The sequence below is a fragment of the Cellulomonas sp. JH27-2 genome (assembly GCF_014837175.1).
Lineage (GTDB): Bacteria > Actinomycetota > Actinomycetes > Actinomycetales > Cellulomonadaceae > Cellulomonas.
In genome coordinates this window covers 493,737-513,953 of record NZ_JACYFR010000003.1, presented here as the reverse complement: position 1 = coordinate 513,953, position 20,217 = coordinate 493,737, and the positions used below count along the sequence as shown (strand labels likewise).

The following is a 20,217-nucleotide window of genomic DNA, read 5'->3' as shown; positions in this document are numbered from 1 at the left end:
ACCGCGGCGACGGTCGTCGGGGCCTTCGTCGTGCTCACGCCTTGGTCGCGCGCTCGATCTCCTGCTCGACGACGTCGTCGTCGAGCTTGGTGAACACGGGCGTCGGCTTGCCGACGGCCGTGCCCGCGACGACGGGGACGGACTCGAAGCGCGCGGTCTGCGAGTAGTCGCCCGTGATGATCGGGTACGAGCGCGACGCGTCGTCCAGGTCCGTGACCTCCTCGATGCGCGGCTGCGGCGCGAAGGTCCCGGTGCCACCGAACGTCTCGTGCACCTTCTGCGCCGCGAACGGCAGGAACGGTGCCAGCAGCGTGTTCGCGTCGCAGACCGCCTGCGCGGCCGTGTTCAGCACCGTGCCCAGCCGCTCGCGGTCGCCCGTCAGCTTCCACGGCTCGGTCTCGGAGATGTAGCGGTTGGCCTCCTGGACCACGCGCATCGCCTCGCCGATCGCGGCCCGGTTGCGGTGCTCGCCCAGCAGCGAGCCGACGGTCCCGAAGGCCTCGCCGCTCGTCGCCAGCAGCGCGCTGTCGACCGGCTGCCGCTCGCCCGCCGCCGGGATCTCGCCGAAGTTCTTGGCGATCATGCTGGCCGTGCGGTTGACCAGGTTGCCCCAGCCCGCGACGAGCTCGTCGTTGGTGCGGCGCTTGAACTCGGCCCACGTGAAGTCGACGTCCTGCGTCTCCGGGCCGGCCACCGACAGGTAGTACCGCAGCGCGTCCGGCTGGTAACGGCTCAGCATGTCGCGGACGTAGATGACGACACCGCGCGACGAGCTGAACTGCTGACCGCCGACGTTCAGGTACTCGCTGGAGACCACCTCGGTGGGCAGCTGCAGCGTGCCGTACGGGCCGGGCGTGCCGCCCTTGTCGCCGCGACCGTCGTAGCCCATGAGCTCTGCCGGCCAGATCTGGGAGTGGAACGTGATGTTGTCCTTGCCCATGAAGTAGTAGCTCAGGGCCTGCGGGTCGTTCCAGAACGGACGCCACGCGTCGTCGTCGCCCGTGCGGCGCGCCCACTCGATGCTCGCCGACAGGTAGCCGATCACCGCGTCGAACCACACGTACAGGCGCTTGTTGGGGTTGTCCTCCCAGCCCTCGAGCGGGACGGGGATGCCCCAGTCGATGTCCCGCGTCATGGCGCGGGGGCGCATGTCGTCGATGAGGTTGAGGGAGAACTTCAGCACGTTGGGGCGCCAGCCCTGACGCGTCGACAGCCAGGCCTCGAGCGCGCTCGCGAACGCCGGCAGGTCCAGGAAGAAGTGCGTCGACTCGACGAACTTCGGCTTCTCGCCGTTGATCCGGCTGTGCGGGTTGATCAGGTCGATCGCGTCGAGCTGGTTGCCGCAGTTGTCGCACTGGTCGCCGCGAGCGCCGTCGTAGCCGCAGATGGGGCACGTGCCCTCGATGTAGCGGTCCGGCAGCGTGCGGCCCGTGCTGGGGCTGATCGCGCCCATGGTCGACTGCTCGACCATGTACCCGTTCTTGTGCACCGTGCGGAACATCTCCTGCACGGTGGCGTAGTGGTTGCGCGTGGTGGTGCGGGTGAACAGGTCGTAGGACAGGCCCAGCTGGGTCAGGTCCTCCACGATGACGCGGTTGTAGCGGTCCGCGAGCTCCTGCGGGCTCACACCCTCCTGCTCCGCCTGGACCAGGATCGGCGTGCCGTGCTCGTCGGTGCCCGAGACCATGAGCACGTCGTGCCCCGCCATGCGCATGTACCGGGAGAAGACGTCCGACGGGACGCCGAAGCCGGCGACGTGACCGATGTGGCGGGGGCCGTTCGCGTAGGGCCACGCGACGGCAGACAGGATGCGGGACATGAGCCCGATCCTAGGTGCCCGCACCACCGCCCTGCCGCGCCGCCCGGCTCAGCCCACGTCACCGGTTGCTCGGGAACGGAGGGGCGCCCGCGATTCGGCTGACCTCTGAATACCGCACGACCTGTGAACGACGGGTGCTCGAGGGACGCGCGCCAGCCCCGCTGCCGCACTTCTGTCACAAGTCGTGCGGGATTGCCCTGCTCACACCCGCCTGGGCGCAGGCACACGCCACGGCGGCGACCAGCTCGTCGGTGCGGTACAAGACATCCTCGGCGGCGAACCGGAGGACCAGGTAGCCCTCGGCCACCAGTGCACGATCCCTGCGGCGGTCCTCCCGGAACTGTGCTCTCGACCGGTGGAACTCGAACCCGTCCAGCTCGACCACGACACGGCCACCGACGACGAGGTCGACGTAGCCGACACCCGTGATGAACCGACCTGCGTCGACCTCGAAGCCCGCGGCCACGAGCGCCACGCGCGCCACGGTCTCGAGCGGCGACTGGCTGCGACCGTCGGCGCGGGAAAGGACGATGCGGGCGAGGGCCGGCGCATTGCTCGGCAGCGCTGCGGTGATGCGTGCGGCGGTGGTCCGGCGCTTGTTGAGGCCGCTGTCGATCGACACCAGCGCGGCCACGGGGTCGCAGCAGACCAGCATCCGGGCGAGTGCGTCGTCCACGGACGCCACCGCGACCCCGACCGCACGCCCACCGCGAACCCGACGCTCCTTGTGCACCACGGCTGGCATCGCCGTCCGCACCCCCGATGCCCGGCGTCCACGATCGAACGGAACCGAGACGTGCGGGATCCTCGACGGTCGCAGCACCGCGAGGCCGCTCAGCTCGACCGCCGACGTGCAACCGACCATCCCACCGTGAACCGCTGCGGCCACGACGGAGTCGACGGTGCCGGGCAGGGCATAGACGCCGCGTGTGGGACGCGTGATCGACCCACGCCTGAGCGCAGCCTGCACGGCAGCGGCGCTGCCGATGTCTTGCTGCCGCGCGGCGCCACCGAGCTCTTCGATGCGGTGCGAGATGCGGTCGAACACGGCCCCATCACCCCACGGCTGGGACACCGAACGGAGTGCTCGAGCCGATCCTGTGGATCGCGGTGCCACGCACAGGACGCGACGCAGCTTCGGCGGCGCACGAATGCCGCACGTGCTGTGACGGAAGTGGCGAGGGTGACAGCTTGGGGCGCCCGTCATCGCCCACCTGCCTCAGGACGTGCGGGATTCGTCGACCACCCTGCCTGGATCGCCGTCTCCGAGCGGCGAGGACATGGACAGCTCAGGAGATGTCGACGCGGGCGATGCGGTCGTCGCCGGCGCGCGGGGTGCCGCGGCCGTCCGTGTTGTTGGTCAGGACCCACAGCGATCCGTCGGGCGCCGGGGCCACGGCTCGCAGGCGGCCCAGCTCCCCGACCAGCAGCGCCTGCGGCTCACCGACACCGTCGGGATTGAGCGGGACGCGCCACAGCCGCTCGCCGCGCAGCGCCGCGAGGTAGACGGCGTCATCGGTCACCGCGAGCCCGCTGGGCGATGCGTCGGACGTCGCCCATTGCCGCAGCGGGTCGACGAAGCCGTCGGTGCCGGCCTGCCCCTCCACGTCGGGCCAGCCGTAGTTGGAGCCGGGCTCGATCAGGTTGAGCTCGTCCCACGTGTTCTGTCCGAACTCGGCCGCGAACATCCGCCCGTCCGGCGCCCAGCCGATCCCCTGGACGTTGCGGTGGCCGAGCGTCCAGACCGCCGTGCCGAACGGGTTGCCCGGCGCGGGATCGCCGTCGAAGGTCAGGCGCAGGATCTTGCCGTTGAGGGAGTCCTCGTCCTGGGCGTCGGCCCCGTGGCCCGCGTCGCCGGTGGTGACGTAGAGGAACCCGTCCGGACCGACGGCCACCTGGCCGCCATCGTGGTTGCCGGCCTTGCGGATGCCGGTCAGGATCGGCCGCACCGTGCCGAGCGACGTGCCGGAGAGCGTCGCGCGCAGCACGCGGTTGTCGTCCGCCGTGGTCGCGTAGAGCGCGATGTCCGCCTCGTCGCCCGTCGCGTCCAGGACCGCGACCCCCAGCAGACCGCCCTCGCCGCCCGGCTCCACCAGGTCGACGAGCTGGTCGGCGCCCGGTCCGTCGACCTTCCGGATCTTGCCGTCGGCGTTCACCAGAACCAGCCGCTTCTGGTCGCGGAGCGTGACGACCGCGTCGCCCGACGGAAGGAAAGCGATGCCCCACGGCGCGTCGAGCCCGGTCACGACGTCGGTGAGGGAGCGGGTCGCCACACCGGTCGAGGAAGCAGTGGCACCCGGGCTCGCGGGCCGGGTGCCCGTCGCCATCGCAGACGACGAGGTCGTCGGGCTGCTCGTGCCGTCGGACGTCGCCGTGCAACCCGCGAGCAGCCCGAGCGCGAGCACACACCCCGCGGAGGCGACCTTCCGCACGACGGCTCTGGGTACGACGACCATGCTCCAGCCCACCACCGCCGCGCCCCGCCCGCCACCGCGCGGCCCGGGCCGTCCGTCGCGCCGGGACGGCCGCCTGGTGCGAGGCTGGGCGCATGACCGATCGCCGCGCCCTGATCGTCGTCGACGTCCAGCCCACGTTCTGCGAGGGCGGTGCGCTGCCCGTCGAGGGCGGCAACGACGTCGCCCGGGCGATCGCCGAGCACGCCGCCGCGCACCGCGCGGAGTACGACCTGGTGGTGACGACGCAGGACTGGCACGTCGACCCGGGCGCCCACTTCAGCGACACCCCGGACTTCGTGGACACCTGGCCGCCGCACGGCGTCGCCGGCACCGAGGAGGCCGAGCTGCACCCGGCCCTCGCGGCGCTGGCGCCTGACGCCAGCGTCAAGAAGGGCGCCTACGAGGCGGCGTACTCGGGCTTCGAGGGGGTCGACGCCGACGGGCGCCCGCTCGCCGCGATCCTGCAGGAGTCCGGCATCGGCGCGGTCGACGTCGTCGGGATCGCCGAGTCGCACTGCGTGCGTGCGACCGCGCTCGACGCCCACGCCCTGGGCCTGCGGACACGCGTGCTGACCGACCTCACGGTCCCCGTCACGCCCGAGCTGGGCGCCGCCGCCCGCGACGAGATGTCCGCGGCCGGCATCGTGCTGACCCGCTCGAACCCGACCGCGTAGGACTCAGGCCGTGATCGGGCCGGCGGCGAGGCGCTCCAGCTCGGCGTAGGCGCCGTCGGCGGCCATGAGCTCGGTGTACGACCCGATCTCCACGAGCCGGCCGGCGCGCATCACCGCGATGCGGTCGGCGCCGCGGATGGTGGACAGGCGGTGCGCGACGACGAAGGTCGTGCGGCCCTGCATCAGCCGTCCAAGCGCCTCCTGGACCAGGCGCTCGGAGGCGTTGTCGAGCGCGGACGTCGCCTCGTCGAGCACCAGCACCCGCGGGTCGCGCACCAGCGCGCGGGCGATCGCGAGGCGCTGGCGCTGGCCCCCGGAGAGCCGGGCGCCCCGCTCCCCGATCACCGCGTCGAGCCCGCCCATCTGCGTCACGAAGTCCATCGCGTTGGCGTCCCGGAGCGCGTCCAGCACGTCGGCGTCGGACAGGTCCGGGTTCCCGTAGGTGACGTTGTCGCGGATGGACCCCTCGAACAGCAGCGACTCCTGCGGCACGACCGCGAGGAACCGGCGGTAGGTCCGCAGGTCGAGCTCGGCCATGTCCTTCCCGTCGAGCAGCAGGCGACCGCCGGTGGGCGCGAGGTACCCGATCACCATGTTGAGCACGGTGGACTTCCCGGAGCCGGACGGTCCGACGAGGGCCACGGTCTCCCCCGGCCGCACGTGCAGGTCGAGGCCGTCGATCGCGATCTCGTCGGGCGCGTCGGCGTACGCGTACCGGACCCCCTCGAACGACACCTCGCCGTGCACGGCCGAGACCGTCGCCTTGCCCGCGTTGCGCTCCACGTCGCCCTCGCTGAGCACCTCGCTCATCGACTTCACGGACTCCAGGCCCTTGGTGATGATGGGCGTCAGGCTCATGATCGCGGTGACGGCGCCGGTCAGTGCGACGAAGTACGACGACAGCATGGTCACGTCACCGGCCGTCAGCCCGAACTTCCCCGACCACGCGACCCACGCGGCGCCGATGAGGCACCCCACCGACAGCAGCTGCATGAGGATCCAGGACAGCGACCCGAACCAGCCGTTGGTCTTGTCGAGCCGGATCCCGGCGTCGCGCACGCCGACAAGTGTCGCGCCCATCCGCTCGAGCTCGCTGCGCTCGAGCGCGTGCGCGCGCGTGATGGGAATGAGGTGGGTCATCTCCGAGACGCGGGCGGACATGTTCTCCACCTCCGCGCGGAAGGCGGCGTTGCGCACGGACATGCGCCGGCGCATGGAGACGACGAGCGCCGCGGCGGCCGGGACCGCGACGGCGTACACCGGGAGGAACTCCGGGACCTTGAAGGCGGTGATGACGATGGCGCCGACGAGCGTCGTGATGGCGGCCATGCCCGAGTCGAAGGCCTGCCGCGAGCTCTCGACGACGTTCTCGACGTCGCGCACGATCTTGGCCTGCAGCACGCCCGCACTCACCCGGCGGTGGTAGCCGATGGACAGCTCCTGCAGGCGCCGGGACAGCGTCATGCGCAGGTTGGTCTCGACCGTGCGGACGGACACGGACAGCATCCGGATGTAGAGCTGGTGCAGCGGGAGGTTCTGCGCGATGAGCACGGCCATGATCACGGCGTTGACCCACAGCTCGTGCAGCGGCTTGTGCTGCACGACGATGTCGATCACGTTGGCCGTCAGCAGCGGGATGATCCAGATCGGGGAGTGCTTGACCGCGAACGCGACGGTCGCCACCGACAGCTTGCCGCCCTGGCCCCGGAACATGCGTGCCAGCGTGCGCACGGGGTGCGCGCGGTCGTAGATCTCCTCGGGACGGTGCGTCACGGCACCATCGTAACGATTCGATGTCCGACGTCGTCAGTCCCTCGCGCCGACGACCGCGGACGAGTCAGCGGGACCGGGCGGCGAGGGCGGCGGCGTACAGGTCGCGCTTGGGGACGCCGGCGGTGGTCGCGACGTCGGCGACGGCCTCCTTGAGCCGCTCGCCCGCGTCGGCGCGGGCCAGGACCTCCGCGACGAGGTCGGCGGTCGAGGCCGTCGGCGCCCGGTCCGCGCCGGCGACGACGACGACGATCTCCCCGCGCACCTCGCCGCCGCGCGCCCAGGCCACCAGCTCGCCGAGGCCACCGCGGAGCACCTCCTCGTACGTCTTGGTCAGCTCGCGGCACACGGCCGCCGGCCGCTCGTCGCCGAACGCCGCGGCCATGGCCTCGAGCAGGTCGCCGAGACGGTGCGGCGCCTCGAAGAACACCATCGTGCGGCGCTCGTCGGTCAGCTCCGCGAGCGCGCGCGCCCGCTCGCCCGCCTTGCGCGGGGGGAACCCCTCGAAGCAGAAGCGGTCCGTCGGAAGGCCGGACAGCGCGAGCGCGGTCAGCACGGCGCTCGGCCCGGGTGCCGCGGTCACGACGACGCCCGCGCCGACGGCCGCCGCGACCAGCCGGAACCCGGGGTCGGACACGGCCGGCATGCCCGCGTCCGTCACGACGACGACGGTTCCGCCGCCCCGGACCACCTCGAGCAGCTCGTCGGCCCGTGCCGTCTCGTTGTGCTCGTAGTAGCTGACCACCCGGCCTCCGACGGTCACGCCCAGCCGCGCCGCGAGCGCACGCAGGCGCCGCGTGTCCTCGGCCGCGACGACGTCCGCCGTCTCGAGCAGCCGCCGCAGGTGCGCCGACGCGTCCTCCGCGTTGCCGATGGGGGTCGCCGCGAGCACGAGCCGTCCGGTCTGGTCCACGCCCCCAGCCTGCCACCTGGCGGCCACCGCCCGGGTCCGGCCGGGATCAGCCCGGGACAGGCCGGCGGTCGCCACCGAATCGGCACACCGGATTCTGGGCCACGAGCCAGGGCCGACCCCTACGATGACCGTCGTGCCGCCTGCCACCGACGACGACGTCCCCGCCACGCCCTACCCGCCCCGCGGGGACGCGGCCGTCGACATCCCCGCACCCGAGCCCGCGACGACGGACGACCCGAAGATCGAGGGACCGGTCGACGACCCCGGGGCAGCCGACGCACCGGACGAGGCACCCCGCGCGGGAGCCGCGGCCGACGACGGGCCGGCCGACGACGAGCCGACCGACCCGCTCCCGACGCGCGACCGGCTGCTGCAGCGCCTGCTCGGCGAGGCGACGCTCACGATCGACGCGACGCGCCGCTCACGCGTGCTGGGCTGGGCGCTGCCGCTGGCGGTGATGCTCTTCGGCGGCATCCTGCGCTTCCTCCACCTCGGCACGCCGCACCAGCTGGTGTTCGACGAGACGTACTACGTCAAGGACGCGTACTCGCTGCTGCAGAACGGCTACGAGGCGAACTGGGACGACAACTCGAACCCCGCGTTCGAGAGCGGCGACGGGTCCGGGCTGCGCACGGACGCCGAGTACGTGGTGCACCCACTGGTCGGCAAGTGGCTGATCGCGCTGGGCATGCACCTGGGCGGCGGCATGGACAGCTCGGTGGCGTGGCGGCTGTCGGCGGCGGTGTTCGGCACGCTGGCCGTGCTGATGACGGCGCGCATCGGCCGCCGGCTGTTCGCGTCGACGGCCTGGGGCACCGTCGCGGGCCTGTTCGTCGCGGTCGACGGGCAGGCCATCGTGATGTCGCGCGTGAGCCTGCTCGACGGGTTCCTCATGTTCTTCTGCCTGGCGGCGTTCGGCTGCCTGCTGCTGGACCGCGACCAGGCCCGTCGACGCCTCGCGGACCGCATCTCGCCGTGGATCGACGAGGGCCGCGACCTGGCCGGCGGCCCCGGGCTGGGCATGCGCTGGTGGCGGCTGGCCGCCGCCGTGATGCTGGGCCTGGCCTGCGGCACCAAGTGGTCGGGCCTGTACTTCGTCGCCGTGTTCGGCCTGATGACGGTCGCGTGGGACATGGCGGCGCGCAAGATCGTCGGCGTGCGCGGTTGGGTGAGCGCCGCGGTCGTCAAGGACGGGCTCGTCGCGTTCGTCGTCATGGTGGGCGGCACGTTCGTCGTCTACCTCGCGACGTGGACGACGTGGTTCACGCACTCCGGCGGCTGGAACCGCCAGTGGGCGGCCCAGAACCCGGGCCAGGGCGTGCAGTGGCTGCCCGAGTCGCTGCGGTCGCTGTGGAAGTACCACCAGGACATGTGGGCGTTCCACACAGGCCTGGACACGCCGCACTCGTACGCGGCGCACCCGCTGGGCTGGATCGTGCAGTGGCGGCCGACGTCCATGTACTACCCGACCGAGATCTCCGGTCTGACCGGCCAGCAGGCGCAGGACGCGTGCGGCTCGACCGCGTGCTCGCAGCCGATCGTCGCGCTGGGCAACCCGCTGCTGTGGTGGGCCGCCGCCGCGGCCATCCTCGTGGCCGTCGTCTGGCTGCTGCGCTACCGCGACTGGCGCGCGTTCGCGGTGCTGTCCGGGATCCTGGCGGGCTGGGTGCCGTGGTTCCAGTACCCGCACCGCACGATCTTCACGTTCTACTCCGTGGCGTTCGTGCCGTGGATCGCACTGACGCTGGCGTACGTGCTCTCGCTCATCGTCGGGCCGCCGGACACCGACCCGCGCGGACGACGACGCGCGATCATCGCCGTCACCGCCGTCGTGACGCTCATCGTCGCCGCGGGCCTGTGGTTCTACCCCGTCTGGGCCGGCTGGATCATCCCGTACGACCAGTGGCACGCCCGCATGTGGCTGCAGTCCTGGGTCTGACGACCCCGACGGCTACGCGTGCTCCCAGTCCACCTGGGGGCTCGCGTGGTAGGCGAGGCCGAGGCGCTCCCACATGGGCGACTGCGACGCGACGCGGGCCCGGAAGTCGTCCCAGTCACGCAGCTCGGCGGCCGTCCAGGCCACCTCGGCGACCGCCGCGAGGCGCGGCAGCAGCATCGACAGCAGCTCGGGCAGGTCGCGCAGGGTCTCGGTCCAGACGGCCGCCTCGACGCCGATGACGGACTCGGGCGGCAGCCCCTCGATGACGGTGGTCGGCTCCCAGTCGTAGGAGTCGCGCAGCTCGATGTGCCCAGCCCACTCCAGGCCCAGCTTGGTGTCGCGGTCGTACTTCATGTCGAGGTACGCCTTGGAGCCGGGCGACATGAGGAACTTGGCGCCGGCCTTCGCGGCGGCGACGAACGGCGCCGGGTCGGGCCGCGGGTCCCAGAACTGCACGATCGTGCCGGGCGCGAGCGGCGTGTGGGCGATCTCCTGCCAGCCCACGACCTGGCGCCCCGTGGCGCGGACGGCCGCGGACGCGGTGGCGACCAGCGCCGCGTACTCGTCCGGGTCCATGGTCAGGACCTCGTCGCCGCCGATGTGGATGTAGGCGTCCGGGGAGACGGCCGCGACGTCGGCGAACACGTCCTGCAGGAACGGCGTGGTGGCCGGCAGGTCGGCGTGCAGGCGGCTGAAGCCGACCTCGATGCCCGTGTACTCGTCGGTCGGCTCGCCCGACGGCGTCAGCTCGCCGTACGCGTGCAGCGCCGCGTTGACGTGCCCGGGCACGTCGATCTCCGGGACCACGCGCACGCCGCGCGCGGCGGCGTAGTGCACGAGCGTCGTGAAGTCCGACGACGAGTAGAACCCGCCCGGGTCGCCGTCGACGGCGCTCGCCGCCGACAGGCGCGTGAGGTTGGGCCGCGACGGGATCTGCAGCCGCCAGCCCTGGTCGTCGGTCAGGTGCAGGTGCAGGACGTTGAGCTTGTAGTGGGCCATCAGCCCGATGACGACCTTGAGGTCGTCGACCCGGAAGAAGTGCCGCGCGACGTCGATCGACAGGCCCCGCCACGCGTACCGCGGCGCGTCCTCGACGCGGACCGCGGGCGCGCTCGTGACGCGCTGACGGTCGGTGGTCAGCAGCTGGCGCAGCGTGATGATCCCGTGGACCAGGCCGGCGATCGAGCGGGCCTCGAGGTCCACGCGGTCCGCCCGCACGACGAGGCGGTAGGCCTCGTCGCCACCGTCGAGCTGGTCGTCGATGCGCAGCATGACGACCCCGCGCTCGCCGGCGTCGCGGTAGCGCACCTGCACCGCCTGGTCACCGACGCGTCCCAGCAGGTCAGCGGCCAGGACGGCCACCTGGATGAGCTCGGGTCGGGGCTCGACGACGACGGTCGTCGCCTGGTCGAGCACGAACGGGGCGGCATCCAGCACCTCGACCGAGCGAGGGCGAGGGACCAGGGCGATCTGCGGCACGACGGGGTCCTTTGTGAGGGTTCCGAACGAATCGTGGACGAGGTTACTCGACGCGCGCGGACAACCGACGCGCCACGACCGCGCAGGTCGCGAGCTGGATCTGGTGGAAGGCGATCACCGGCAGCGCGACGCTCGCCGCGACCGCGGGTGTGAACAGCACGGCCGCCATGGGCAGGCCCGTGGCCAGGCTCTTCTTGGACCCGACCATGAGCAGCGCGATGCGGTCCGGCATGGCCAGACCCAGCCGTCGGCCGCCCCTCCACGTCAGGGTCAGCATGACCGCGAGCAGCACCGCGCACACGACCAGCAGCGCCACCAGCGCGCCGGCGGTCACGTGGTCCCAGGCCCCCGACGTCTGCGCCTCGCTGACCGCCGTGTACGCGACCAGCAGGATCGTCGCACGGTCGGTGAACCGCGTCAGCGCCGCGTGCCGCCGCACCCACGGCCCCACCCACCGCTGCACCGTCTGCCCCACCACGAACGGGAGCAGCAGCTGGAGCAGGATCCCGTCGAGCGACCCGCCCGCGCCGCCGCTGCCGCCCAGCACCAGCGCCACCAGCAACGGCGTCAGCACCACCCCGGCGACGTTCGAGATGGTCGCGCCCGTGATCGCGCCGGCCACGTTGCCGCGCGCGATCGACGTGAACACCACCGACGACTGCACGGTCGACGGCAGCAGCGACAGGTACAGCACGCCCTGGCGGAGCTCCGGCGCGAGCAGCGCGTCGGGCAGCAGCTGGGTGGCCAGTCCCAGCAGCGGGAAGACGACGTACGTCGAGGCCAACATCGAGCCCTGCAGACGCCAGCTGCGCAGCCCGTCGACGACCTCCGACGTGCGCATCTTCGCGCCGTAGAAGAAGAACAGGACGACGATCGCGGCCGTCCGCACGTCGTCGAGCACGTCGGCCGTCGTCCCCGACGCGGGAAGCACGAGGCCCAGGACCAGGACGGACAGGATGCCGACCACGAGCGGGTCGACCCACCCCCGGACCGCGGCCATCATCCCCCGACGGAACGGATCGGGTCTGGCCGGCACGGGGCCATCCTCCCATCCACCGTTCAGCGCGCGGAGCGGACGAATCACCCCTAGTGTCCGTCTGCAGCCACACGACCCCTCACCCCAAGGAGCCCCTCCCGTGACCGCAGACGGCATCATCAGCGCCATCATCATCGGCGCCGTCATCGGCGTCCTCGCCCGCATCATCCTGCCCGGCCGACAGAGGATCTCCGTCCTCGTCACGATCATCGTCGGCATCGTCGCCGCCTTGCTGGGCACCTGGCTCGCCGACATCCTCGGCGTCAAGACGACCGACGGCATCGACTGGATCGAGATCCTCATCCAGGTCGTCCTCGCCTGCGTCGGCGTCGCGCTCGTGGCGGGCCGCGGCCGCCGCTGACCGCCAGCACGGACGGCCGCGCCGCGGCTCCTGCACCTCGCGCCCGGGAGCCGCGGCGCAGCTGCGTGGACAGCCGAGGACGGCGGCAGGACGCGGTTGGTAGCCTCGGCCGCGCACCGGACAAGACGGACCCCAGGGGGCGACGTGGCACGGCTGGACCAGGTCAGGCAGCGGATCGAGCTGACGGACGACGAGCTCGAGACGATCCGACTCCTGCACAACGGCGAGCCCGTGAACGCCGCCACCCTCGAGGTCTTGCGCGCGGCGGGTGTGGTCGACGACGACGGCACGATCGACGCGCTGCTCCTGGACCTGGTCCAGACGGTGTCCGACCCCATGATCGAGTGCGCGATCGAGACGGCGGGGCCCCAGGGCCCCGCCCACGCCCTGCTCGCTGTCCGCGAGGAGACCGTCTGGTACACCGACCCGTGGCCGCAGGAGGGCCCGGGGGACCCGGTCGCCTACCACCGCGACGAGCTCCCGCAGCTGCTCTGGATCCTGGCGCGACTCGTCGGCCTGCGCCGTCACGACGTTCCACGTGCGGCGAGGCCGTTCACCGTCCCACTGAGCGCGATCGATGCGGTCGTGCAGACGATGGGCCTCACCGACGACAGCTGGGAGCCGGCCAAGGTCGTCGCGACGACGCAGATCGCCAGCCTGTTCTCGACCGTGCCGGAGCCCGACCGGGTCATGCTCATGGCCACGCTGTCGCACCTGGTCGCCACCACGCGCGTGACTCTCGTGTGGGGCCCCGACGTGACGACCGACGCGCGCGCACTCGCGCTGTGGAACTGCGGTGACGGCGGCTACTGGGTCCGCACGGCGCCGCCGGAACCCCTGCGCGGTGAGGACATCACACCCGACGCGACCGCGACGTTCCGGCCCGTCTCGGCCGGTCAGGTCTGGCGCGAGCTGGCGGACCTGCTGCCCTCGTCGGCGGAGCTCACCGCGTTGGTCGAGCGAGTGGCAGCCCACCCATGACGGTCAAGGTCGACAAGGACGTCCTGGCCGCGACCGTTGTCGCCCTGGACAACCTCGAGGCGCAGCTTCCCAGCCTGTTCTCCCGCGCGGCGAACCTCGACGCGCGGATCGACATGGCCGGGCTCAACGGTGCCGAGGCGTGGGCCGCCGAGACGTCGAAGGACCTGCGGGGCCGGATCGGCGTGCTCGAGCAGCTGGCACAGGCGCAGCCCACGTTCGGCGGCGTCCGGATGAACGCCGCGCAGGCGATCGAGATCGCCGGTCAGAAGATGCACGTGGAGGACGCGCTCCTCGCCCTGCGGGCCACGGGCACGGCAGCGGACGCCTGGGACAACGAGGACCCGGCGAACCTCAGCGAGTGGTTCGACCAGCTCGAGGCCGAGGCTCTCGACAAGCTCGCGCAGATGAACGACTCCGAGCAGGCGCAAGCGCTGGTCGACGGCTACCACGACATCCAGAACCTCATCAGCGCCAGCAACGCCGCCGTCGTGACGACCACCCAGATCCTGCTCAAGGGCGGTCCCGCGCTCGTGCGCTGGCTCGGCGAGCACCATGTGACGGCCGCCCTCGAACGCCTTGCACAGAGCAACCCCAAGCTGGCGAACTGGTTGTCGGGCGCGCTGCAGATGGCCGACACCCAGATCCTGCGCGCCAAGACGACGTTCACCTACCCGGGCGCCTTCGTGCCCAACCTGACGCAGAAGATGCTGCTCAAGGCCGCGCCCGTCGCGGAGAACTTCGACGAGTGGGTCGCGCGCATGGCGGCGCGCACCAAGCCGTTCGAGGTCATGGTGAACGGCGTGCCCGTCGAGCAGCCGACGTTGCTGGCCAAGCTCCTGCAGGGGCAGTCGGGCACCAAGGTGACGGCCTGGGTGTCGGACGTGCTCAAGACGACCAACCTCGGTCAGCTCACGACGACCGCCGCCCGGTGGGGGAACAACGTCTTCGGGCGAGCGTGGACCAACCCGACGACCGGCGCGACGTTCGGCCGCGGCGCGGGCAACCTGCTCACGATGGCCAACGAGTCCGGGCTGCGCACGATGGCGTCGAGCGCGGGAGCGTTGCGGATCCTCGGGGTCGCGGGAAGTGCGTTCGCGACGGCCGACGGCGTCGTGGGCCTGGTCAACAACTTCGACGAGAACAACAAGCTCTGGTCAGAGGGTGGGACGAAGGGCAAGGCGCACGTCGTCGGCGAGTACGCCGAGACCGCCTTCAACGCCTCCATGACCGCCGCACTCATCGCGCCCAACCCCGTGACGATCGGACTCGTGGCGGTGACCGGCGTGGTGTGGGCAGGTGCGGAGGTCGTCGAGCACTGGGACGACATCACGCACGCCGCCGACGAGGCCGTGGACTGGGCGGGAGATCGCGTCGACGACGCCAAGGACTGGGCGGAGGACCGCCTGGACGACATCAAGGACTCCAAGGTCAACCCCATGAACTGGTTCTAGGGAGGGCGACGATGACCTCGGCAGACCTGTACGAGAAGGCACGACTCCTGGACGCGCTCGCGGCCGACGTCGAGGACTGCGTCGACCCCGCCAAGACCGTCGCGAGCTCGCCCGACTGGGACTGCGCGAACGCCGACGACGTCCGCGCGGCGCTGAGCCACTGGCGCGGCAAGGCGCACGGCGCGGCGCGCAACCTGCGCGACGAGGCGGCGCGGGTGCGCAGCCAGGCCCACAAGGCGGCCGACCGCGAGGAGGAGCAGCGGGAACAGGACGCGCGAGACAGGCGAGCGCAGTGAGCGCGGTGAGCGCAGCCACCCACGCAGGACGACCGTGCGTCCCGTTCGTCCCCGTTAGTATCCCCCGGTGATCCGCTACCAGGAACGTTCCCCGTCCCGCCGGTCGTGGCTGGTGCTGCTGACGATCTGCGTCGTCGCCTGGGTCGGGCTCGCACTGAAGAGCTGGGTCCTGGCGACCATCCTCGTCGGGATGCTGGGGGGCATCGCCGCGATCACCATGTGGAGCACCGGGTTCTACGGCAACATCCGTCTGACGGACTCCGACCTGCGCGTCGGTCGGGCCAGGATCAAGCTCGCCGACCTCTATCCCTGGGGCGTCTCGCAGCCCGGCGAGAAGATCGAGGGCCGCATCATCGGCGGCGCCTACGGCTCGACGCTCGGCTCGCACGTCATCGGGCTGAGCCCGCGCCAGGGCGCCCCGATGCTCGTCCAGACCAAGGACCCGGACGCCCTGCGGGCGGCGCTGGAGAAGGCGCTGGCCCCGTACCGCGACGCGTCGTGACGCCGGACGCACAGGCCCTGTGGCGCCCGCTCGGGTCCGCGGGAGGCACACCGGTCGTCGACACCATGAGCCGGCAGGACTACGTGCACCTGCCGAAGCAGACGCCGCGGGCCCAGCGCTGCGATCTCGACGTGCAGGGCCTGCGCGTCAACCTGAGCTGGCGCGAGCGGGTGCTGGTGGCCGCCCTCGTCGACGACGACGGCACCGAGCACGACGTCGCCCGGTGCCGCGACGTGGACCAGGCCGGGCGCTGGTCCGTCGTCTGGCACTACGCCCTGCTCCCCCTGCAGGTGCTCGACGACCCGATCGACGTCGCACGCGAGCCGAGCGGCCGCGACCGGTGGGCCTGGGCGGTCGGCGGACCCGATGGCCGCGCCTGGCAGTGGCGCCCCGCAGGCCGGATCCTGGCCGACCGGATGGAGCTGACCCGCTCGGGAGAGAGCAGGCCGGCGGTCACCCACCAGCTCCGCCCCGTTCCGGCCCACCCCCGCTCGCCCGCCGGACCGCCCACGGTCTCCTGGGACGAGCGCGCGAGCCTCGCCGAGATCCTGCTGCCCGTGATGTGGGTCCTCCAGCACGCCTACGAGGACCTGCTGCCCAAGCAGCAGCGCGTCCTGCGCGCCGACTTCCTCTGATACCCCGGATCGGACTCGTCACCGTTGCGGCCGTGCCCTGGCCGTGCCGCCCAGAGACAGACCGGCGGCGCGCTGCGAGAATCGGGCTCATGGTCGACTTCGAGGTCACGGTCGCGGCCGGCACCCTGCGCAGCACGTCGGCCGAGGCGGTGAACTTCGCACACCGCTGGACCGACGCGGGCGTGACTGTCGAGGCACCTTTCACGGGAGGTCACCTGTGGGTTCTCGCCCCCGCCGGCTGCCTGCTCAACGACGTCTACCGCGAGGCGCGGGGACGTGACGTGGTGGTCGACGGCGTGCGCGTGAGAGCCGCCGGCGGGCTCGACGAGACCACGTGGGCGCCCACCGGGATCCGCTACTCGATCGAGGTCGACAGCCCCGCCGCCGACGAGACCGTCGCGGAGCTGCTGCGGCTGGTCGAATCCGTCGCCGAGATCCCCCAGGCGATGCGTCACGGTACGACGGTCCAACGGGAGTAGTCCCTGTACCTGAACCGGCAGCCCAGGACGCGCGCGGGCTCTGGTGTGGCGCGGTGCTCACCCACGTCCACGCACTCCGCGCACCGGTGCTCGAGGCTGTCCTGCCGGGAGCGACCGGCGTGGTCGGGCCGACCTCCGACGAAGGCTGGACGGTTTCGTCTTCGTGGTGCTCGCCGTGTTCAACGCACGGGCTGCTCGCCGGATGTTCCGCACGGGGCGCTTCTTCTGATTGGCACCGCCCGGTCCGACAACGCAACAGGCCGGACCCTGCGGGTCCGGCCTGTCGATCGGTGGAGCTAGGGGGATTCGAACCCCCGACCTTCTCATTGCGAACGAGACGCGCTACCAACTGCGCCATAGCCCCTCAAGCGGGGATCAGATTAGCACCCCGCGGCGGTGGAACCGAAACCGCCTACTCCCCCGACGCCCGGCGCTTGGCCAGGACGGCGTCGAGGTCGATGGAGCCGGTGGTCTCGACAGGCGCCTCGAGCGGCGCGGGCACGACGACGTCGGCCGGGCGGGCCGTCGTCGAGGCCTCGACCTCGCCCAGCGGGGCGGGCTCGCGGCGGGGCGCCGGAGCCTTCATCGTGTACGTCGGGCGGGGCACGGGGACGGGCGACCACGCCTCGGCGTCGGGCGCGGCGACGGCCTCGAACATCTGCGTGTCGGTGTTGGACGGACGCACCGCGCGGCCGAGGGCCGCGGAGCGGGGTTCGCGCTGGGCCGAGCGCGGCTCGCGGGCCTCGGCGACGGCGGACGTGCCGACGACGGGGGTCGCGGGACGGTGCGCGGCGCGACGCTGCTCGGCCTGGCGCTCCTGGGTGCGGCGCTGCTCGTAGGCGGCGTCAGCGGCGCGACCGGCCAGGACCGCTCGTCGGCCCAGCACGACGACCGTGCCCAGCAGGACGGAGGGCACGGCGCCGACCAGCCAGGACGCGGCGGGGGCGACGCCCACGACGACCCAGCCGACGACGGTGGCGAGGGTGAGCAGACCCGCGAGCATGCCGCGTCGACGCGCGGCGGCACCACGGCGCGCGGCGGCGGCCGCGTGGGCGGCGTGCGCCTGCGCGGAGCGGCGGGACGCCTCGGTGGCGATGCGGTCCTGGGTCGCGGTGGGTCGGTCCACGGTCGTGCCTCCTTCGTCGGGCACCGGTCGTCGCACCGGGACCCCTGCGCCCGGGGTCAGCAACCCCGAGGTACTGCGCGCCGCCGGGCGGGGCGCCTGCGCGGCGGTGCGGGCCGACCGGCCGTGCCGATCGCTCACCGCGACCACGCGGAGCGCCTCCGAGTACCGGTCGTCGGTCCGGGACTCGAGCAGCTGTTGGCGGTGTCGCAGCTTGTGCGGCACCAGGTACGCCACCCACAGGACCACCAGCGCGAGCGCGACGGGTCCTGCGAGATCTGTCACGGACCGACGGTAGGACGCGCGGGGCCCCGCCGGGCGGAGCCTGGCGGCGTGTCGCCCGACGAGCAGGTCAGACGCCGCTGCGCGAGGCCTTCCACCGGGCCAGCAGCCCGTCCGGGACCTCTTCGGTGGTGATGGCGAACGTCCGGTGGTCGCACCACTCGTCGCCGATGTGCAGGAAGCGCTCGCGCAGCCCCTCGTCGCGCAGCCCGAGCTTGCGGACGACCCGCAGCGACGGCGTGTTCTCGGGGCGGATGTTGATCTCGATGCGGTGCAGGCCCAGCTCGGTGAAGCAGTGGTCGGTCGCCAGGGCGACGGCCGTCGGGATGATCCCCCTGCCGGCCACGTGCTGCGAGACCCAGTACCCGACGCTCGCCGAGCGCAGCGAGCCGTACGTGATGGAGGAGACGGTGAGCTGCCCGACGAGGTTGCCGCGGTATTCCACCGCGAACGGGAGCGACGTCCCCGCGCGCGCCTGGCCGGCAAGGATGCGCACGAACGACGAGAACGACGGGCGCGGCCCCTCCTGCGGGACCGGGCTCGTGGCGTCCCACGGCTCGAGCCACGCGGCGTTGGTGGCGCGCAGCAGCATCCACGCGTTCTGGTCGCGCCGGTGGAGGGGACGCAGGCGGACGTCGCCGTCGACGAGCGTCGCGGGCCAACCGGGCGCCATCAGCCCTCCAGCACCAGGCAGTGGACGGTCTGGCCGGCGCGCACGGCCAGGTCCTGCTCGCCGACGACGGCCAGCGCGTTGGCCTGCGCGAGCGCGCTGATGCCCGGCGCGGCGGGGTCGCCGACGGGCGTCACGCGGTAACCCTCGTCGGGCGTCCCGAGGACGAGCGCGGGCACGAACTGCCGCAGCCCGGGGGGCGAGGACCAGCCCGCCGTCGCCTGCGCCGCGACCGACGGACGGAACACGTCCGCGTGGCCGGCCATGGACCGCAGCGCCGGACGGACGAACACCTCGAACGACACCTGCGCCGCCACGGGGTGGCCCTGCAGCGCGAAGATCGGCACCTCGCGGTCGCGGCCCAGGTCGGAGCCGACGGTGCCGAACCCGTGCCGTGTGCCCGGCGTCATGGCGACCTGGTCGAGGCGCACCGTGCCGAGCGGGGCCAGGACGTCCTTCACCGTGTCGTGCACCAGCTCGGACAGTCCGCCGCAGATGACGACGAGGTCGGCGCGCACCAGCTGGTCCTCGAGCGCCTCGCGCAGCAGGACGCGGTCGTCGCCCTGGATCGCCACCCGCACGGCCTGGGCGCCGGCGTCGCGGACGGCGGCCTCGAGCGCGTGCCCGTCCGCCTCGAACACCGCACCCTCGTCGGCCCCGCGGGCACCGGGCTCGACGAGCTCGTCACCGACGGAGATCAGCACGACGCGCGGCGTCGGGTGCACGTGCAGCCGGCCGAAGCCGAGCGACGCCGCGATCGCGAGCTGGCGGGCGCCCAGGCGGGTGCCCGACGCGAGCACGACGTCACCGGCGGCGACGTCGGAACCCGCCGCGCGGACGTGCTGACCGGCAACCGCCGCCCGCTGCAGCGTGACGCGGGCCGTGCCGCGGTCCGTCTCCTCCACGGGCACGACGGCGTCCGCACCCAGCGGGACGGGCGCTCCTGACGCGACCCGGACCGACTGTCCCGGGACCAGCCGCAGCGGGCCGCCCTGGCCGGGGCGGACGTCGTGCGCGACGGGCAGGGTCGTCTCGGCCGTCGTCGCCTGGTACGCCGTCTCGTGGGCCGCGACCGCGTAGCCGTCCCGCGTCGCGACCGCCACCCGCGGCAGGTCGTGCGGCGCCACCAGGTCGTGGGCGAGGATGCAGCCCGACGCGTCCCTCAGCGCGACGTCGATGGGCGCCACCGGGCCGACGGCGGCCAGCACGGTCGCCAGGTGGTCCTGCACCGATCTCATGCGCGCATTGTGCCCCGCCCGGCCCCCCGGCACGGAACCGGCCGCGCCGGGACGGGCGCCCATGCCCGACCTGCGCGGACCGTCGGGTCCGAAACCTCCCGGTCCGTCCGGTC

At 72.6% G+C, this 20,217-nt stretch carries 19 protein-coding genes and 1 tRNA gene; 9 read left to right on the top strand and 11 right to left on the bottom strand.

Translation table 11 applies throughout. The annotated features are described in order from the left end of the window. Nucleotides 1-34 precede the first annotated feature (34 nt). The 3 genes from metG to IC607_RS11405 all read right to left on the bottom strand — a co-directional run bounded on the left by metG (nucleotide 35) and on the right by IC607_RS11405 (nucleotide 4,251). Nucleotides 35-1,819, bottom strand: coding sequence for a methionine--tRNA ligase (metG, locus tag IC607_RS11415; RefSeq protein WP_191787485.1), 1,785 nt, complete (start codon nucleotides 1,817-1,819; stop codon nucleotides 35-37). Nucleotides 1,820-1,994: 175 nt separating this feature from the next. Then, on the bottom strand, nucleotides 1,995-2,495 hold the full coding sequence (locus IC607_RS11410; RefSeq protein WP_191787484.1) for a DUF559 domain-containing protein: 501 nt from the start codon (nucleotides 2,493-2,495) through the stop codon (nucleotides 1,995-1,997). 613 nt (nucleotides 2,496-3,108) lie between these two features. Then, nucleotides 3,109-4,251, bottom strand: a complete 1,143-nt coding sequence (locus tag IC607_RS11405) for a sorbosone dehydrogenase family protein (RefSeq protein ID WP_370526153.1) — start codon at nucleotides 4,249-4,251, stop codon at nucleotides 3,109-3,111. 116 nt (nucleotides 4,252-4,367) lie between these two features. Here IC607_RS11405 and IC607_RS11400 point away from each other — a divergent pair, with 116 nt between their 5' ends. After that, nucleotides 4,368-4,949, top strand: coding sequence for an isochorismatase family protein (locus IC607_RS11400; RefSeq protein ID WP_191787482.1), 582 nt, complete (start codon nucleotides 4,368-4,370; stop codon nucleotides 4,947-4,949). 3 nt (nucleotides 4,950-4,952) lie between these two features. Here the strand turns inward: IC607_RS11400 and IC607_RS11395 are convergent, their stop codons facing one another. Both IC607_RS11395 and rsmI read right to left on the bottom strand, forming a co-directional pair. After that, nucleotides 4,953-6,662 carry an ABC transporter ATP-binding protein gene (locus IC607_RS11395; RefSeq protein WP_191787774.1) on the bottom strand — a complete coding sequence of 570 codons (1,710 nt, stop codon included), beginning with the start codon at nucleotides 6,660-6,662 and terminating at the stop codon, nucleotides 4,953-4,955. 124 nt (nucleotides 6,663-6,786) lie between these two features. Further along, nucleotides 6,787-7,632 carry a 16S rRNA (cytidine(1402)-2'-O)-methyltransferase gene (gene rsmI, locus IC607_RS11390; RefSeq protein WP_191787481.1) on the bottom strand — a complete coding sequence of 282 codons (846 nt, stop codon included), beginning with the start codon at nucleotides 7,630-7,632 and terminating at the stop codon, nucleotides 6,787-6,789. A gap of 124 nt (nucleotides 7,633-7,756) precedes the next feature. Between rsmI and IC607_RS11385 the strand changes: the two genes are divergently transcribed. Next, nucleotides 7,757-9,571, top strand: coding sequence for a dolichyl-phosphate-mannose--protein mannosyltransferase (locus IC607_RS11385; protein WP_191787480.1), 1,815 nt, complete (start codon nucleotides 7,757-7,759; stop codon nucleotides 9,569-9,571). A 12-nt stretch (nucleotides 9,572-9,583) separates the two neighbouring features. Here the strand turns inward: IC607_RS11385 and IC607_RS11380 are convergent, their stop codons facing one another. Together IC607_RS11380 and IC607_RS11375 are read right to left on the bottom strand one after the other, a co-directional pair. Continuing rightward, entirely contained in the window at nucleotides 9,584-11,050 is a 1,467-nt protein-coding gene (locus tag IC607_RS11380) for a family 20 glycosylhydrolase (RefSeq protein WP_191787479.1), read from the bottom strand. A gap of 43 nt (nucleotides 11,051-11,093) precedes the next feature. Beyond that, on the bottom strand, nucleotides 11,094-12,086 hold the full coding sequence (locus IC607_RS11375) for a bile acid:sodium symporter family protein (protein ID WP_370526152.1): 993 nt from the start codon (nucleotides 12,084-12,086) through the stop codon (nucleotides 11,094-11,096). Nucleotides 12,087-12,186: 100 nt separating this feature from the next. Between IC607_RS11375 and IC607_RS11370 the strand changes: the two genes are divergently transcribed. From IC607_RS11370 to IC607_RS11340, 7 genes are all read left to right on the top strand, one after another. Next, nucleotides 12,187-12,447 (top strand): GlsB/YeaQ/YmgE family stress response membrane protein, encoded by a 261-nt coding sequence (locus tag IC607_RS11370; protein ID WP_191787478.1) that lies wholly within the window; start codon nucleotides 12,187-12,189, stop codon nucleotides 12,445-12,447. Nucleotides 12,448-12,591: 144 nt separating this feature from the next. After that, a complete protein-coding gene (locus IC607_RS11365) occupies nucleotides 12,592-13,428 on the top strand; it encodes a hypothetical protein (protein ID WP_191787477.1) in 837 nt (278 codons plus the stop codon). After that, the gene (locus IC607_RS11360) at nucleotides 13,425-14,879 is read left to right on the top strand and encodes a hypothetical protein (RefSeq protein ID WP_191787476.1); all 1,455 of its coding nucleotides are present in this window, start codon (nucleotides 13,425-13,427) and stop codon (nucleotides 14,877-14,879) included. Before IC607_RS11365 ends, IC607_RS11360 begins: the two co-directional genes overlap by 4 nt. Nucleotides 14,880-14,890: 11 nt before the next feature. Next, complete coding sequence (locus IC607_RS11355) at nucleotides 14,891-15,175, top strand: hypothetical protein (RefSeq protein WP_191787475.1); 285 nt, start codon at nucleotides 14,891-14,893, stop codon at nucleotides 15,173-15,175. Between the two features lie 67 nt (nucleotides 15,176-15,242). Then, nucleotides 15,243-15,677, top strand: coding sequence for a DUF3093 family protein (locus IC607_RS11350; RefSeq protein ID WP_191787474.1), 435 nt, complete (start codon nucleotides 15,243-15,245; stop codon nucleotides 15,675-15,677). After that, on the top strand, nucleotides 15,674-16,312 hold the full coding sequence (locus IC607_RS11345) for a hypothetical protein (protein ID WP_191787473.1): 639 nt from the start codon (nucleotides 15,674-15,676) through the stop codon (nucleotides 16,310-16,312). The genes IC607_RS11350 and IC607_RS11345 overlap by 4 nt, the downstream gene beginning before the upstream one ends. An 89-nt stretch (nucleotides 16,313-16,401) precedes the next feature. Then, on the top strand, nucleotides 16,402-16,791 hold the full coding sequence (locus IC607_RS11340; RefSeq protein WP_191787472.1) for an OsmC family protein: 390 nt from the start codon (nucleotides 16,402-16,404) through the stop codon (nucleotides 16,789-16,791). 291 nt (nucleotides 16,792-17,082) lie between these two features. Here the strand turns inward: IC607_RS11340 and IC607_RS11335 are convergent. From IC607_RS11335 to glp, 4 genes are all read right to left on the bottom strand, one after another. Beyond that, a tRNA-Ala gene (locus tag IC607_RS11335) sits at nucleotides 17,083-17,155 on the bottom strand. Between the two features lie 48 nt (nucleotides 17,156-17,203). Beyond that, nucleotides 17,204-18,199, bottom strand: a complete 996-nt coding sequence (locus IC607_RS11330) for a hypothetical protein (RefSeq protein WP_191787471.1) — start codon at nucleotides 18,197-18,199, stop codon at nucleotides 17,204-17,206. A gap of 67 nt (nucleotides 18,200-18,266) precedes the next feature. Beyond that, nucleotides 18,267-18,869 carry a GNAT family N-acetyltransferase gene (locus IC607_RS11325; RefSeq protein WP_191787470.1) on the bottom strand — a complete coding sequence of 201 codons (603 nt, stop codon included), beginning with the start codon at nucleotides 18,867-18,869 and terminating at the stop codon, nucleotides 18,267-18,269. Beyond that, entirely contained in the window at nucleotides 18,869-20,104 is a 1,236-nt protein-coding gene (gene glp / locus IC607_RS11320) for a gephyrin-like molybdotransferase Glp (RefSeq protein ID WP_191787469.1), read from the bottom strand. The genes IC607_RS11325 and glp overlap by 1 nt, the downstream gene beginning before the upstream one ends. Nucleotides 20,105-20,217 lie beyond the last annotated feature (113 nt).

What these genes read in the sequence shown, in the direction of transcription:
- glp (WP_191787469.1), bottom strand. Translation starts at nt 20,104, where the DNA reads ATGAGATCGGTGCAGGACCACCTGGCGACCGTGCTGGCCGCCGTCGGC.
- IC607_RS11355 (WP_191787475.1), top strand. Translation starts at nt 14,891, where the DNA reads ATGACCTCGGCAGACCTGTACGAGAAGGCACGACTCCTGGACGCGCTC.
- IC607_RS11395 (WP_191787774.1), bottom strand. Translation starts at nt 6,662, where the DNA reads ATGTTCCGGGGCCAGGGCGGCAAGCTGTCGGTGGCGACCGTCGCGTTC.
- IC607_RS11385 (WP_191787480.1), top strand. Translation starts at nt 7,757, where the DNA reads ATGACCGTCGTGCCGCCTGCCACCGACGACGACGTCCCCGCCACGCCC.
- metG (WP_191787485.1), bottom strand. Translation starts at nt 1,819, where the DNA reads ATGTCCCGCATCCTGTCTGCCGTCGCGTGGCCCTACGCGAACGGCCCC.
- IC607_RS11400 (WP_191787482.1), top strand. Translation starts at nt 4,368, where the DNA reads ATGACCGATCGCCGCGCCCTGATCGTCGTCGACGTCCAGCCCACGTTC.
- IC607_RS11360 (WP_191787476.1), top strand. Translation starts at nt 13,425, where the DNA reads ATGACGGTCAAGGTCGACAAGGACGTCCTGGCCGCGACCGTTGTCGCC.
- IC607_RS11340 (WP_191787472.1), top strand. Translation starts at nt 16,402, where the DNA reads ATGGTCGACTTCGAGGTCACGGTCGCGGCCGGCACCCTGCGCAGCACG.
- IC607_RS11325 (WP_191787470.1), bottom strand. Translation starts at nt 18,869, where the DNA reads ATGGCGCCCGGTTGGCCCGCGACGCTCGTCGACGGCGACGTCCGCCTG.